This window comes from Microbispora sp. GKU 823 (assembly GCF_002027145.1).
GTDB classification, from domain to species: Bacteria; Actinomycetota; Actinomycetes; order Streptosporangiales; family Streptosporangiaceae; genus Microbispora; species Microbispora siamensis.
Map to the genome: position 1 here is coordinate 117,634 of NZ_MWJN01000008.1, position 13,575 is coordinate 131,208.

The 13,575-nt window shown below is 73.2% G+C and carries 10 protein-coding genes and 2 pseudogenes; 2 read left to right on the plus strand and 10 right to left on the minus strand.

Annotated elements, in window-relative coordinates:
• Positions 1 to 30 precede the first annotated feature (30 nt).
• Positions 31 to 759 carry an arginase family protein gene (locus B1L11_RS54575; protein ID WP_372974650.1) on the plus strand — a complete coding sequence of 243 codons (729 nt, stop codon included), beginning with the start codon at positions 31 to 33 and terminating at the stop codon, positions 757 to 759.
• Positions 760 to 1,167: 408 nt separating this feature from the next.
• Here the strand turns inward: B1L11_RS54575 and B1L11_RS07085 are convergent.
• The 5 genes and pseudogenes from B1L11_RS07085 to B1L11_RS07105 form a co-directional block, all read right to left on the minus strand.
• Positions 1,168 to 3,591: pseudogene (locus tag B1L11_RS07085) on the minus strand (DUF5682 family protein); the annotation flags it as partial.
• Positions 3,588 to 4,703, minus strand: a complete 1,116-nt coding sequence (locus B1L11_RS07090; protein ID WP_079313735.1) for an AAA family ATPase — start codon at positions 4,701 to 4,703, stop codon at positions 3,588 to 3,590. The pseudogene B1L11_RS07085 and the gene B1L11_RS07090, both read right to left, overlap by 4 nt.
• Positions 4,704 to 4,716: 13 nt before the next feature.
• Positions 4,717 to 6,177, minus strand: a complete 1,461-nt coding sequence (locus B1L11_RS07095; protein ID WP_079313736.1) for a VWA domain-containing protein — start codon at positions 6,175 to 6,177, stop codon at positions 4,717 to 4,719.
• Complete coding sequence (locus B1L11_RS07100) at positions 6,174 to 7,607, minus strand: hypothetical protein (protein ID WP_079313737.1); 1,434 nt, start codon at positions 7,605 to 7,607, stop codon at positions 6,174 to 6,176. Before B1L11_RS07100 ends, B1L11_RS07095 begins: the two co-directional genes overlap by 4 nt.
• A complete protein-coding gene (locus tag B1L11_RS07105; RefSeq protein ID WP_079313738.1) occupies positions 7,607 to 8,110 on the minus strand; it encodes a hypothetical protein in 504 nt (167 codons plus the stop codon). Before B1L11_RS07105 ends, B1L11_RS07100 begins: the two co-directional genes overlap by 1 nt.
• Before the next feature lie 320 nt (positions 8,111 to 8,430).
• On the opposite strand from B1L11_RS07105, the pseudogene B1L11_RS49955 reads away from it, so the two are divergent.
• Positions 8,431 to 9,291, plus strand: a pseudogene (locus B1L11_RS49955) (ThiF family adenylyltransferase); the annotation flags it as partial.
• A gap of 140 nt (positions 9,292 to 9,431) precedes the next feature.
• Here the strand turns inward: B1L11_RS49955 and B1L11_RS07115 are convergent.
• The 5 genes from B1L11_RS07115 to B1L11_RS07135 form a co-directional block, all read right to left on the minus strand.
• Complete coding sequence (locus B1L11_RS07115; RefSeq protein WP_079313739.1) at positions 9,432 to 9,890, minus strand: nuclear transport factor 2 family protein; 459 nt, start codon at positions 9,888 to 9,890, stop codon at positions 9,432 to 9,434.
• A 77-nt stretch (positions 9,891 to 9,967) separates the two neighbouring features.
• Complete coding sequence (locus B1L11_RS07120; protein ID WP_079313740.1) at positions 9,968 to 10,828, minus strand: GNAT family N-acetyltransferase; 861 nt, start codon at positions 10,826 to 10,828, stop codon at positions 9,968 to 9,970.
• A gap of 208 nt (positions 10,829 to 11,036) precedes the next feature.
• On the minus strand, positions 11,037 to 12,203 hold the full coding sequence (locus B1L11_RS07125; RefSeq protein ID WP_218670946.1) for an MFS transporter: 1,167 nt from the start codon (positions 12,201 to 12,203) through the stop codon (positions 11,037 to 11,039).
• 22 nt (positions 12,204 to 12,225) lie between these two features.
• Positions 12,226 to 12,687 (minus strand): PPOX class F420-dependent oxidoreductase, encoded by a 462-nt coding sequence (locus B1L11_RS07130; RefSeq protein WP_079313741.1) that lies wholly within the window; start codon positions 12,685 to 12,687, stop codon positions 12,226 to 12,228.
• 90 nt (positions 12,688 to 12,777) lie between these two features.
• Positions 12,778 to 13,575: TetR/AcrR family transcriptional regulator (locus B1L11_RS07135; protein ID WP_079313753.1), on the minus strand; the 798-nt coding region annotated here is incomplete at its 5' end.

The following is a 13,575-nucleotide window of genomic DNA, read 5'->3' on the forward strand; positions in this document are numbered from 1 at the left end:
GCGTCCACCGTGACGTCCGCAGAACCGTCCATGCGGGCCGTGCGGGTGCCCGTTCCGGACAGCGCGGGCGCCGAGGGGGACGGCGTCCGGGCCCTGGACGTCCTCACCGCCGTCGCCGCCCGCACCCGCGCCGCGCTCGCCGAGTGCGGCGCGGCCACGGTCGTCACGGTAGGCGGCGACTGCGGGGTGGAGGTGGAGCCGGTGTCGGCCGCCCTGGCGCGACACGGCGACGGGCTCGTCGTCGTCTGGTTCGACGCCCATGGCGATCTCAACACACCCGGCTCCTCACCTTCGCACGCCTTCCATGGCATGGTCCTGCGCACCTTGCTGGGCGAAGGGCATCCCGATCTGGTCCCGGCGCGGGCTCTGCGTCCCCGGCAGGTGATCCTCGCCGGGGTCCGCGCGCTGGATCCGGCGGAGCTGGCCTACGCCACCGACGCGGGCCTCGCCTGGCACACCGTGCCCGAGCTGACAACCGACCCCGGCGTCCTGGTCCCGGCCGTCGCCGCCGCCGGGGGCACCGCCGTCTACATCCACATCGACCTCGACGTTCTCGATCCGGAGGAGTTCGGGTCGCTCAGCTACCCCGAGGCCGGCGGTCTGTCCGTCACGGCGTTGCGGGACACGGTACGCGCGCTGACGGCCCGTTTTCCCCTCGCCGGCCTGGGGATCACGGAGTACGCCCCCCGCCGTGAGGAGGACCAGGCGATCCTCGCCTCGCTCGTCCCTGACCTGCTCGCCGACGCCACCACCGCCTGAACGCGGGCATCGTTCACAGGCGCAGCAGGGCCGTGACCGCGCCGGTCGTCGCCGGGTGCCGGGCGAGCAGGGCCGCCACCTCGCCGTTCTCCCGCTCGGCGCTCCCCCACTCCGCCGTGCAGCCGAGCAGCGCGGCCACGGCGTCGCACGCCTGCGGATGCCGGGCCAGCAGCGCGGACACCGGCCCGCTCGGCGCGGCTGCGCCCGGGCCCTGCGGGCCGGTGCGGCCGGCCGTTCCCACGGCGGGATCCACGTGTCCAGCTCGGCCAGAGCGCCGGGGAAGGTCCGGCCGGCCTCGCGGACGAGCGCGGGGACCAGCTCAGGCGCGTGCCGGCGCAACGTCGTGATCAACGTCGGCAGCCACGGCAGCAGAACGGGGTCGGGCAGCCGCGCGAAGGCCTTCGACAGCGCCTCGACCACGAACGGCGCGAGGCCGGGGACGGGGTCGAGCGCCTGGACGAACCCGCTGACATAGAGCGGATAGGCCGGGACGACGAGCGGGTTGGCCAGCAGCTCGTCGCAGCGGGCGCGCAGTTCCTCCCTGGTCAGCAGGCCCAGCTGCGTCTGCGCCGCCCACAGCAGCGCGACCTTGGCCGGAGCCCGCGGGTGCGACTGCCGTACGGCCAGTTCGAGCTGGGCCCGGTCGCAGCCCAGCGACAGCGCGAGGCTCTCCAGCGTGAACAGGAAGCCGAGCATCGCGCCGACCTGACGCACGCCGGTGTCGTCGTCGGTGAAGGCGGTGGGCAGCAGCGTGCAGTAGTGGGCGTATCCGGCCGTGACGAAGTCCTCGCACCAGGCGGGCAGCTCCGGTTCGCTCGCCCGGTAGTAGGTCAGCAGCCGCCTGATCCGGCGCAGCACCTCGGGTGCGTCGTCCACGGTGCGCTCGGCGGCCAGCAGCTCGACGGCGCGGGCGCCGAGCTCGCCGGCGAGACGGCGGCCGCCCAGGTAGAGGATGGCGTCCTCGACGGCCGCGAGCGCGACTCCCGCCGTGGCCTGGGGATCCCACGCCCGGCGGCGCAGCCGCTGCTCCAGCACCTGTTCGACCGTGACACCCTCGTAGCCCAGCTCGATGATCTCCCGCTGGTGCCGGCCGAGCGCGACGTCCCAGCTCTCCTGGATCGGCCGCTCGCCGAGGCGGCGCGCCCCCATGATCGGCCGGATCGCGCCGTCCGGCAGCAGGTAACGCAGCGTCCACAGCAGGTCGGAGCACGGCTCCAGCTCGGGATCCGCCTTGAGGTCGAGCAGCACCCGCTGCTGGGTGCGCTTGGTCAGGTCGAGCCCGAGGGGCTCCAACCGGTCGTACACGTCGCGGGCCAGCGGGGGCAGCGCGTCGTAGCCGACCATCCCGATCTTGTCGCCGCCCAGGAGGATCTCGCACAGGCGGCGGACGTCCCGGCGGCCCGGCACCACGTCCTTCTCGATGCAGGTGACGGCCGCGTCGGCGAAGTCGTACGGCGTGGGCCTGGCCCGGCCGCGCAACCCGGCGAGCAGGATCGACGTCTCGAACACGGCGATGGCGTCGGCCGTGCTGGCCAGATAGCCGTTGCGGCGGGCCAGCCGCACGATGTCGACGCACCATCCGCGCAGTTCGTCCTCGTCCAGCCCGTCGAGCGCCGGCGGGGTGGCGAGGAACCCCGACAACCGGTCGGCCTCCGGCTCGGCGGCGACGGGCGGTGCGGCCTTGGCCGCTTTGACGGCTTTGGCGGCCCGCTTCCCGCGTCCGCCCTCCTGTCCCTCCAGCCGGTAGGGCGTGACGCCCCCGCGCTTGACCGCCTTGGCCCAGGTGGCGGCGGCGATGGACACCGAACCTTGGGCCAGGCCGAACTGCGCCTCGATCGCGGAGTGGCTGGAGGGGATCAGCCCGTAGAGCCAGCGGGTGCCCGTGCGCGGACCGATCGCGTACGGCGGCGCCTCGGACCGCAGGCCGAACTCGGCGACCGTGCTGACGGCGTGGAAGGCCCCGCACACGTACAGGCAGTCGGCGGGGTCGGCGCCCGACGCGGCGAGGTGCTCGCGGATGCGCGTCCACATGTAGCGCTCGCGTTCCTCGTCGACGGCCAGGCGGTCGTCCCCGTCGGGGCGCAGCCGCCGGAACAGGCTGCCGACCAGCGCCATCGCCTGGCGGTAGGTGTCGTAGTCGGCCCCGGTCAGCGGCTGCTCGACGTACTGGTCCCACCACTCCGACCAGTGCCGCACCTTGCCGTGGTGCAGCAGGTGCTTTTCCAGCTCGGCGAAGCGCGGACGCAGGTCGCCGATCTCGACTCCCACGGCGTCCCCATGCAACGCGACCTCGTCGCCCTGCGCGTCTTCGATCGAGCCGGACTCCTGCGGAGCCGAGCCGTCGGTCTCCTGCGGCAGCCACTGGAAGACGTGGTCCACCGAGCGGTCGACCAGCACGATCTCGACGCCGGGGGTGTCGAGCGCGTACGCGATGGCCTGATACTCCGCCGACGCCTCCGTGACCGGCGCGATCACGCTGAGCGGTCCGGAGCCGGGCGGGAACCCGTCGAGCTGGGTGGCGAACGCCTGCAGCGCCACCGGCAGCCGGCAGTTGCGCAGCTCGTCCAGGAGCGGACGCAGGTCCTCGCACAGCTCCAGGTAGACCACCTTGGGCCGCTTGTCGCGCAGCCGCCGGGTCATGGCCAGGGCGGAGGCCGGCGAGTGGTGGCACACCGGGAAGATCTCCAGCTCCTCGCGCAGCATGCGGTCGACGTCGCCGACCATGCCGGACAGGATGCCGGCCAGGGTCTGGGAAGGCGGTGCGTCCTTGCCGCCGGAGAAGGCCGCGGCGGCGTCGAGAAGCTGCTCGCGCAGGGCGTCGAAGGTGCTCATGACAGCGTCGAGATCGCCTGACGGCCGCCGTCGAGGAACCGTGTCCACTCGCCTCCGTCGTTCTTGCTGCGGGGTTCGACCACGCCGTGCCAGTACTTGTTGAGGATGGCCAGGTCCTCCGGGGCGCGCCTGGCCAGCGAGCCGACCAGGGCGCCGGCCAGCGTCTCGGCGCGCAGCGTGCGGTCGCCGAAGAAGTGGCTGTGCAGGATGGCGTCCTCAAGCACGCCGATCTGCTCGGCGGTGGACAGGGCCGACTCCAGCTTCTCGTCCTCGCTCGTGGCCGACGCCGCCGCGGCACGCAGGTCGGCGAAGCTCTGCAGCAGGATGTCCAGGAGCGCGGGCGGCACGTCCAGTTCGATGCGGTGCCGGCGCAGCAGTTCTGTGGTGCGGAAGCGGACGATCTCGGCCTCGCTGGCCTTGCTCGTCACCACGGGGATGCGGACGAAGTTGAACCGCCGTTTCAGTGCCGAGGACAGGTCGTTGACGCCCCGGTCCCGGCTGTTGGCGGTGGCGATGATCGAGAACCCGGGCCTGGCGAACACCGTGTTGTCGGTGTCCAGCTCGGGAATGGAGACGTACTTCTCCGAAAGGATCGAGATCAGGGCGTCCTGCACGTCGCTGGTGGCGCGGGTGAGCTCCTCGAAGCGGCCGATCATGCCCTGCTCCATCGCCGTCATGATCGGCGAGGGGATCATCGACTCACGGGACTGGCCCTTGGCGATCACCATCGAGACGTTCCACGAATACTTGATGTGGTCCTCGGTGGTGCCCGCCGTTCCCTGCACGACCAGGGTGGAGTCTCGGCAGATGGCGGCGGACAGCAGCTCGGCCAGCCAGCTCTTGCCGGTGCCCGGGTCGCCGATCAGCAGCAGGCCGCGGTCGGAGGCGAGCGTCACGATGCTGCGCTCGACGAAGCTCCGGTCGCCGAACCACTTCTGCGGGATCTCGCGGTCCAGGCCGTCGGACCGCTCGCTGCCGAGCACGAACAGGCGGACCATCCGGGGGCTGAGCCGCCAGGAGAACGGCTTGGGGCCGTCGTCGATCGACTCGAGCCAGTCGAGCTCCTCGGCGTACTTCACCTCGGCGGGCGCGCGGAGCATCTCGTTGGTCATGTGAGGGGGTCTCCTAGGCGAGGAAGTTCTTGAGTTCGAACACGAGCTTGCGGATGTGGCCCGAGATCACCGGCGTGCCCAGGTCCTTGAGCTTCTGCCGGAACCACGGGTTGACGCTCTGCTGGCCGCCGCTGTCCACCGAGCCCACGGGGATGAGCCGTACGCCGGATCGGTGCAGCGCCTCCATGCCGGCGTAGACGGCCGGGCAGTTCCACTCGTAGAAGTCCGAGATCCACACGACCACCGTGTTGCGGGGGTCGGCGACCTTCGGCTGGGCGAGGGCCAGGGCGGCGGTGCCGTCGGTGCCGCCGCCGAGCTGGGTGCGCAGCAGCACCTCGAACGGATCGTGCACCCACGGGGTGAGGTCGAGCGCGCGGGTGTCGTACGCGACCAGGTGCACGTCGACCTTGGGCAGCCCGGCGAAGATGGACGCCAGGATGGTGCAGTTGACCATCGCGTCGACCATGGAACCGGACTGGTCGACCACCACGATCATCCTGGCCGGTGTCGTACGCCTCGCGGTGTGCCGGTAGTAGAGCCGGTCGACGTAGAGCCGCTGGTCCTCGGGGCTGTAGTTGGTGAGGTTCTTCCAGATCGTGCGGTCGAGGTCCAGGTTGCGGAACACCCGCTTCGGCGGCACCGACCGGTCGATCGCGCCCACACTGGCCTTCTCGACCTGTGTGCGCAGCACCTCGGCGACCTCGTCGACGAACCTGCGGATCAGCGCCTTCGCGTTGGCAAGTGCCACCCCCGACAGGTTGGCCTTGTCGCGCAGCAACTGCTCGACCAGCGACATGCTGGGCGTGAGCTGCCGCGCCAGGGCCGGGTCGGCCAGGACCTCGCGCAGCCGCATGCGGCTGACCAGGTCGGCTTCGATGCCGGCCAGCGCCTTGGCCAGGTCGTCGTCGCCGATCCTGACGCCGGAGCCCCGCCCGGACCCGGCCGTGGGGCCGGCCCCCGAGCCGGTCTCGGCCTCCGCTCCGGTTTCGCCGCCCGGTTCTCCCGGTGCCGCGTCCGTCCCCGCGCCCGCGCCCGATCCAGGCGCCGACCCCGCGCACAGGGCCCACTTGAGCCAGGCGGCGTCGCGCTGCCAGGTCGCGAGCCGGGTGGCGCTGACGTCACCGGAACCGGTGGCGAAGACGTTGAGCAGCAGCTTCGAGACGAGTGCCGCCCGGCGCACCTCGCCGCCCGGCACGTGCTCGTCCGGCGTCAGCAGGGTCTCGAACTCGGCGGACAGTTCGGGGAAGCGCTGCACCAGCGAGTCGACCGACACGGCCGGGTCGAGCAGTCCGGCGGGCAGGCCCAGGTCGCCGACGACCGCGATGCCGGCGGTCTCCAGCGCGGGCTGCTCCTCGTGGTCGAACAGCCGGGCGAGCAGCCGCCAGTAGAGCACCTGACGCCGATTCCGGTCGGCGTTCGTCAGACCGTCGTCGCCGGTCGTGGGGATGCCGGTGGTGGAGAGGTCGTCGCTCATCGTCGCAGCAACCGTCCGGCTCGTTCCCGCAGCACGGTGACCGCGTCCGCCGCCCTGGCCTCGGCCTTGGCCGCCTTGGGGTCGGTGGGGCCGAGCGCCCAGTCGCCGGTGGCGGCCACCACCGCCTCCCGCTTGACCTTCGCCTGCACGGCGAGCGGCTGCAGCGTCCAGCGGCCGGCGTCCCACCGGACCAGTCCCACGCACGCCGACGAGGCCGCCACCAGCTTGGGCGTGAGCGGACCGCAGTCGGGCAGCCGTTCCGCGTCCACGGCGAGGACCGTTCCGCCCAGGTCGAAGGAGCCGTCCTTGGTGACCTTGTAGCCCTCCACCAGCACCGGTTCTGCGATGCGTACGGGAACGCGGTCGAGGGGCGGCACCGCCGGGGCGAGCGCGCCGGGCAGGCACAGCCGGGCGGTCGCCAACGGGTCGGCGGGCTTGCTCACGAAGGCGCGGTCGTCGTCCCAGACGAGGTCACCGCTGTCGAGCAGGGGCATGTCCGTGATCTCTACGCTGCGGCCGTCGGCCAGCGCGGCGAGCAGCACCTTGTGGCGCTGCGCCAGCTTCCACAGCGCGGGCCCGACGATGGTGTCGACCTTGGCGACCGTGACGGAGGTGCGCACCAGCCGGGACCTGCCGCCGCCGGCGGGTTCCAGGACGGCATGCACCTGGAACTGGACGGCGGTGCCGTGCTCGTGCACGTCGACGCCGAGCGCCAGCAGCCGTCCCGACACCGTGGTGGCGGGCCGGGGCTCGCCGGTCAGGACGCCGTCCTGCGACAGCAGCAGGGCGCGGGTCCACAGGTCGGCCCAGCGCCGCACCGGCAGGTGCTCCGCCGGGCCGATCGGGCAGCAGGCGCGCAGTTCGGCCGCGAAGCCGTCGAGCAGCACCGCGAGCCTGCGCAGATCAGGTGCGGCGAGCAGGGCCTCGATGACCTGGTCCGCCGCGGAGACGAGGTCGTGGTCGACGCCGCGCCAGCCGGTGATGGCCAGCTCGCGCAGCCAGGAGCGGACGCCGCCGAGCACGTTCCCGGCCGGCTGAGCGCCGGCGTCGCCCGCCGTCCCCGGGCCGTCGGGCGCCGGTGGCCATTCCGCTCGCTCCCGCCCCAACGCCGTGTCCAGGCTGTCGAGCAGGGCGTCGTGCACGGCGCCGGACAACGCGACCCGGCCGCCCGCCAGGGCCGTCAGATGCTCCTGCGTGATCGAACCGGACACGACCGCGTCGGCGGCCTCCGCCAGCCGATCGCCGAGAGGGGTGGCCGCGAACGCCGCGGCCAGCGCGGTCACCGCGTCGGCGCGCTCGTCGGCGAGCCGGGCGAGGCCGTGCACCAGGGCGTCGTCGAAGCCGTCGAGCAGCGCGAGCGCCTCCCCGGCCCCGTCACCGGCGTTTCCCGAGTCGCCGCCGAGCAGCGCGGCGAGCTGTACGGCCAGCATCAGCTCACCGTCCCCGTGGCCGGGAACCAGTGCAGCTCCGGGATCGGCAGGGTGGTGTCGGGCACCTCAAGGTAGGCCAGGTGGCGCAGGAACCGGCTGAACACGACCGCGGCGGGGGCGGGCTCGTGGGCGCCGCCCAGGCAGTCGGCCAGCTCCTCGCCCTCGGGGACCTCGACCCGCAGGTAACGGGCCACGCGGTCGGCGCCGTACTGTACGACGGCCTCGGCGACCAGGGCCCGCAGGTGCTTGCACGGCGAGCCGTACAGGCCGCCGCAGGGGCGGTTGTTGTTGGTGCTGCAGTTGTAGTTGTGCGTGCCGGCGGCGATGGAGGAGACGTAGACCCGGCCGATGTCCGAGCCGCTCGACACCACGCCCTGCAGCCGGCCGTCCGCCAGCTCGACGAAGGGGACCTTCGCCAGCTTGCGCGGCTGGACCGGCGGCACCACGCGCAGCCTGCTGTGTCGTGCCCACACGGTCGCGCCGTTGGGGGAACGGTCTGTCATGATCCGGAAAGTAGCCGAGCCGTACGACAAAACCGCGGCGCCGCCCGCCCGGACCGGCCGGCTCCCGCTCACGGCACCGGTCGCCACCGCTTCCAGGGGTGATGCCGCTTCGGAATTCGCCTTGACATGAGTGGACACTTCCAGAAAGATCCATCTGTCGATTGTTGTCCCGCTCGCGATGCCGAGAGGTCGCCTTGCGGTTGCCACGTGTGAAAGCCCAGCACCGCCCCCACAGGTACGGCAACGACCGGATCCGGATAGGCGGCGCCGCCCGGGAGATCAGCGATCCGGACGGCCACGTCTGGGCGGCCCTGAACTCCATGGACGGCACGAGGACCCCGGAGGAGGTCGCCGCCCGTCTGCTCCGCGCGTTCCCGGGGCTCACCGAGGCCGAGGCGACCGGCGTCGTCGATCTCCTGCTGAAGTCGGGCTACGTGGAGGACGCCGCCGGTCCGCGGCCCGAGGAGCTCAGCCTGCGGGAACTCGAGCGCTACTCACGCAACGCGGCGTTCTTCCGCGGCAGCGGCCTCGCGCCGCGCGAGCACGGCTGGGAGGCGCAGGTCCGCCTGAAGCGCTCGCGCGTGCTCGTCTTCGGGCTGGGCGGCACCGGCAGTCACACGGCCTGGGCGCTCGCCGCGTGCGGCGTCGGCGAGATCCACTGCGTGGACCACGACCTGGTCGAGCTGTCCAACCTGACGCGGCAGGCCCTCTATCGGGAGGCCGACATCGGCAGTCCCAAGGTGGACGTGGCCGTCGCCCGGCTCGCCGAGGTCAACTCCTCCGTCCGCGTGACCGGGGAGACCCGGGCGGTCGAGTGCGAGGAGGACATGCTCGACCTCGTACGCGGGTTCGACGCGGTGGCGATGTGCGCCGACGAACCGGCCGGCCGGGGCGGCATCCGCATCTGGGCCAACCGGGCCTGCCTGTCGGAGAAGATCCCGTGGGCGCTCGGCGGTTACAACGGCCCGCTGGTGAGCGTGGCGGCGTTCACTCCCGGCGGCCCGTGCTACGAGTGCCTGACCGCGAGCGTCGACGCCCCTCTCGCGCCCGGGATCCCCGTCGACCTCGGCGGGCCGGACGTGCTCGCGCCCTCGGCCGGAGTGTCGGGCCACCTGACCGCCCAGGCGGTCATCGCGTTCCTGACCGGAATCCCCGCGGCCTCGGGCAGCTATGTCACCGGGATCAACCTCATCGCCCCGGACCAGCACGTCTACACGCGCCATCCGGCGGCGCCGGACTGCCCGCCTGCGCTCCGGACGCGCTCCGCGCCGAATCCCTCGGCAGCATGGCCAGGTGACAGACCCAGGGCCGCCCCCGACGGTCAGGCGAGCGGAAGGCCTGCCCCGCGCTCGGACTCGGGGCGCGGGCCGCGGATGCGCCGCTCGCTCTCCTCGATCGGCACGTCGTTGATGCTCGCCTCCCTGCGGCTCATCAGCCCGTCGGCGGTGAACTCCCACAGTTCGTTGCCGTAACTGCGCCACCACCGGCCCTCGGCGTCGTGCCACTCGTACTGGAACCGTACGGCGATGCGGTCGCCGCCGAAGGTCCACAGGTCCTTGCGCAGGGCGTAGTCCCGCTCGCGCTCCCACTTGCGGCGCAGGAAGGCGACGATCTCCTCCCGTCCGGTCAGGAACTCCGAGCGGTTGCGCCACACCGAATCCTCGGTGTACGCGAGCGCGACACGTTCCGGGTCCCTGGTGTTCCAGGCGTCCTCGGCGGCCTGCACCTTCTGCCTGGCGGTCTCCTCGGTGAACGGCGGAAGCGGCGGACGTGTGCTCATCGTGCTCTTCTTCCCGGACGAGAGAACCCTCATTCTCCGATGGGGTAGGGGCCAAGGCCGGGCGGCGGCCGCCGCGCTCAGCCCATCGCGAGCATCAGTGGGGCGAACATGCGGGTCCGGTCGCCGGGGAGCGGCCTGTCGCCGTGGACCATGAAGGACGTCGAGAACGCCGGGGACACGCCCCGCTCGCCGAGCCAGTCCAGCAGGCCCGGCCGGGCGCGCTCGACCTCGATCCGCACCAGGCCGTCGGCGTTCCGCGCGAGGTCGGTGACGAGCGCGCGGGCGACCGCCTCGTCGCCGGCGACCACCGGCCCGATGAACAGGGTGTCCATGCTGCGCCACGACACGGCGTAGCCGGTCAGCCCCGTCTCGTCCTCGGCGACCCTGACCTCCTCGGCGAAGGCGAACACCCGCGCGAGCAGCCCGGCCCGGTCGGCGCCGAAGACCTCCCCGTCGAGCGCGAGCAGGGCGTGGAGATCGGCGCCGAGGTCGGCCGGCCTCGACAGGACGGGGTCGTCCCCGGCGCGCAGGCGCCCCACACGCGCCTCCGTCACGCCCAGCGTCTCGAACCCGAGCTTCTCGTACAGCGGCCGGCCGGCCTCGGTTGCCCAGAGGAAGACGGTCGCGTCACCGGCCGCGTCGAGCACGTGCGTCATCAGCCGCCTGCCCAGCCCGCGTCCGCCATACCGGGTGGCGACGAGCATCATGCCGATGCCCGCCGCGGCCGTGCCGTACCGGGTCAGCGTGACCGTGCCCGCAAGCTCTCCCGAAGGGGCGTCGATCGCGTAGACCTCGGCGTTCTCCAGGAGGAACAGCCACTTGCGCTCCTCCCGGGCCCAGGCCCTGTCCTCGCTGAGGGCGAGGCATCGATCCAGGTCCTCGGGTCCGAGCCGGCGTACGGGAAGCTCGGCGGCCGGTGTGGTGAGCGGGTCGGGCATGCGTCGTCCTTGTCCGCGCCGGTTCGCGGCCCCGGCGCTCGTGGCGGCATCCGAGGCTAGCCGCATCCCCGATCCTGCGGAAACCGCTTTTTCCTCGCTGGAAAAAGAGCGTTCCCGAGGGCGTACAGCGGCAACTCCTCGGCGCCACGGCCCGCACCTCACCCGGTGGCTCGTCCACTGTTACGACATAGGCCTCGGGCGGCCTGATTCAGGCCGGCCACCGCCCGCGCCTGCCCGCGTACAGGGCGGCCCCCGCGAGCAGCCCGGCGAGCAGCAGGTAACCCGAGGTCAGGGACAGCGCGGTCGCGACCGCCCCGACGAGGAGCGGGCCGCCCGCGTCGCCGATCTCCCGGCCCACCTCGGCGCTTCCCATGGTCTGGCCCATGCGCTCGGGAGGTGTGGCCCCGGCCAGAACGGCGAACCCGAGCGGGGTGACCAGCCCGATCCCAGCGCCCGCCGTCGCCGCCGCGAGGACCAGCGGGACCACGCCCGGGACGGCCGCGAGCGCGAAGGCCGCCGCGCAGAGCAGCAGCCCGGTGGCCAGGCCGCGGACCGGGCTGATCCTCCTCGCGTCGAGCGCCCGGCCCGCGAGCGGCTGGACGAGGGCGGCGCACGCGGCCAGCACGGAGACGGCCGCACCGGTCGTGATCGGGCCAAGCCCGTCCGCCCGGCCGGACACCGGCAGGAAGCCGACCCCCACCGACAGCGCCGCAGTCCCCGCCGCCAAGGCCGTCACCGGCCGCAGGAACCCGGGATCGGCGAGACGCCGGGCGAGGTCGCCCACGGTCTGCCTGGCGCGCGGCAGCGGCGGCACCCGGGGCACCGTGAGGGCCGCCCAGCAGGCCACCGCGGCGGCCAGCGCGGCCATGACCGCGAACAGCGAGCGCAGGCCGCCTGCCGCGACGACCGCCCCGCCGAGGAAGGGGCCGAGCGTGTAGCCGATGCTCTTGTAGAAGCCGTACGAGCCGAAGGCCCGGCCGCGAGCGCTCTCCGAGGTCAGCCGTGCGACCAGCGCGGACGCCGCGGGCGAGAACGCCGAGGCCGCCGCGCCCTGCCCCAGCCTCGCCGCCAGGAGCCACCCGGCGTCCCGGAGACCATGGGGCCGGGCCGCCACCACGTAGACGCCCGAGGCGAGGACGAACGCGACGAGGCCGCCCACGAGCACCGGCCGCGGTCCGACCCGGTCGGCCAGCGTGCCGAACGCCGGTTTGAGCACGACCTCGGCGCCGTCGTAGAGGGCGAGCAGCAGGCCGAGCCGGAGCAGGGACGCTCCCGCGCCGTCGCCGGTCACGCCGAGGTTGGCCGCGATGCCGTGCGCGCCGAAGGCGGTGGTGAACCCGGCGGCGTACAACGGCCACAGCCGCGCGCGGCTCACGGGCCGGTTCCGGGCCGGCGCGTCACGCCAGACGCGGCGGGAATCCGCCGGTGGCCACCGGCCCCCAGGACGTCGGGGTGATCCGCACCAGCGACTTGCCCTGGCGGACCATGGCGGCGCGGTATTCCTCCCAGTCGGGGTGCTCCCCGGAGATCGAGCGGTAGTACTCGACCAGCGGCTCCAGGGCCTCCGGCAGGTCGAGCACCTCGGCGGTGCCGTCCACCTGCACCCACGGCCCGTCGAAGTCGTCCGACAGCACGACCACGCTCGCCCGCGGATCGCGACGGGCGTTGCGGGTCTTGGCGCGTTCGGGGTACGTCGACACGACGATACGGCCCTCGGCGTCGACTCCGCAGGTCACCGGGGACGCCTGGGGGCCGCCGTCGCGTCTCGTCGTGATCAGGATCGCCCGGTGGCGATCACGGACGAAGTCGAGCAACTGCTCACGGGAGACCTTCTCGGCGGTCGCGATCCTCGGACTCATGCTCGCTCCTCGCCTCCGGCTCCGAGCGGCATGGGCCAGACACTGTGCCTATTGATTCGCTCGCTACGCTCGCTCATGCCGCCACTTTAATCACCGTCCGGAGGCGCGGCTCCGCTCCGCCAGGCAGGTGACGCCGTCGAGCAGGAGCCGCATGCCGAGCTCGAACAGGTCGTCGAGGCGGAAGTCGTACCCGTCCTCGCCCAGGCCGCCGATGACCTTGGCGAAGGCCGGGTAGCGCCCCGACCCCGCGATGGCGCTCAGCGCCGGGCCCTGGACGTCCATCCACTGCTCCTCGGACAGCCCGGTCGCCGCCGCGATCTGGGCCTCGCGCTCCAGGTTGATCGCGAGGCCCTGCACGTGGCTGTAGAGCAGGATGTGGACGTCGAGCACGGTCGCCGGATCGAGGCCGAGGCCGTCGAGGGCGGCCAGCGCCCAGTCGGCGTGCACGGTCAGCCCGGGCAGCGCCAGCGGCCTGCCGAGCGGGCTGAGCTGCGCCAGCCACGGATGCCGCCGGAAGATCGCCCACAGCGTACGGCCCGCGATCTCCAGCCGTTCCCGCCAGCCCTCGGGGGCGTCGCCGGGGTAGCCCAGCTCGCCGAAGGCGGCGTCCGCCATGAGCAGGATCAGGTCGTCCTTGCTTCCGACGTACCGGTACGGCGACATGGCCGCGACCCCGAGCCGGGCCGCCACACCGCGCATCGACAGCGCCGGCAGCCCCTCCGCGTCGGCGATCTCGATGGCCGCCCGCACGACGCGCTCGCGGGTCAGCTCGCGTTCGGCCCCCGCGCCCGGCCGCCGCCGGGCCGCCTCGGCATCACGTGAGGCGGGCGCCGCGACGCGTACCCGATCTCCCGGCGGTGCGGCGGCTCCCGGCGCGGGCGGGAGGGC

Excerpts from the sequence above, each read along its gene's own strand:
- B1L11_RS54575 (WP_372974650.1), top strand. The coding sequence starts at position 31 with ATGCGGGCCGTGCGGGTGCCCGTTCCGGACAGCGCGGGCGCCGAGGGG.
- B1L11_RS07090 (WP_079313735.1), bottom strand. The coding sequence starts at position 4,703 with ATGACCAACGAGATGCTCCGCGCGCCCGCCGAGGTGAAGTACGCCGAG.
- B1L11_RS07095 (WP_079313736.1), bottom strand. The coding sequence starts at position 6,177 with ATGAGCGACGACCTCTCCACCACCGGCATCCCCACGACCGGCGACGAC.
- B1L11_RS07100 (WP_079313737.1), bottom strand. The coding sequence starts at position 7,607 with ATGCTGGCCGTACAGCTCGCCGCGCTGCTCGGCGGCGACTCGGGAAAC.
- B1L11_RS07105 (WP_079313738.1), bottom strand. The coding sequence starts at position 8,110 with ATGACAGACCGTTCCCCCAACGGCGCGACCGTGTGGGCACGACACAGC.
- B1L11_RS07115 (WP_079313739.1), bottom strand. The coding sequence starts at position 9,890 with ATGAGCACACGTCCGCCGCTTCCGCCGTTCACCGAGGAGACCGCCAGG.
- B1L11_RS07120 (WP_079313740.1), bottom strand. The coding sequence starts at position 10,828 with ATGCCCGACCCGCTCACCACACCGGCCGCCGAGCTTCCCGTACGCCGG.
- B1L11_RS07130 (WP_079313741.1), bottom strand. The coding sequence starts at position 12,687 with ATGAGTCCGAGGATCGCGACCGCCGAGAAGGTCTCCCGTGAGCAGTTG.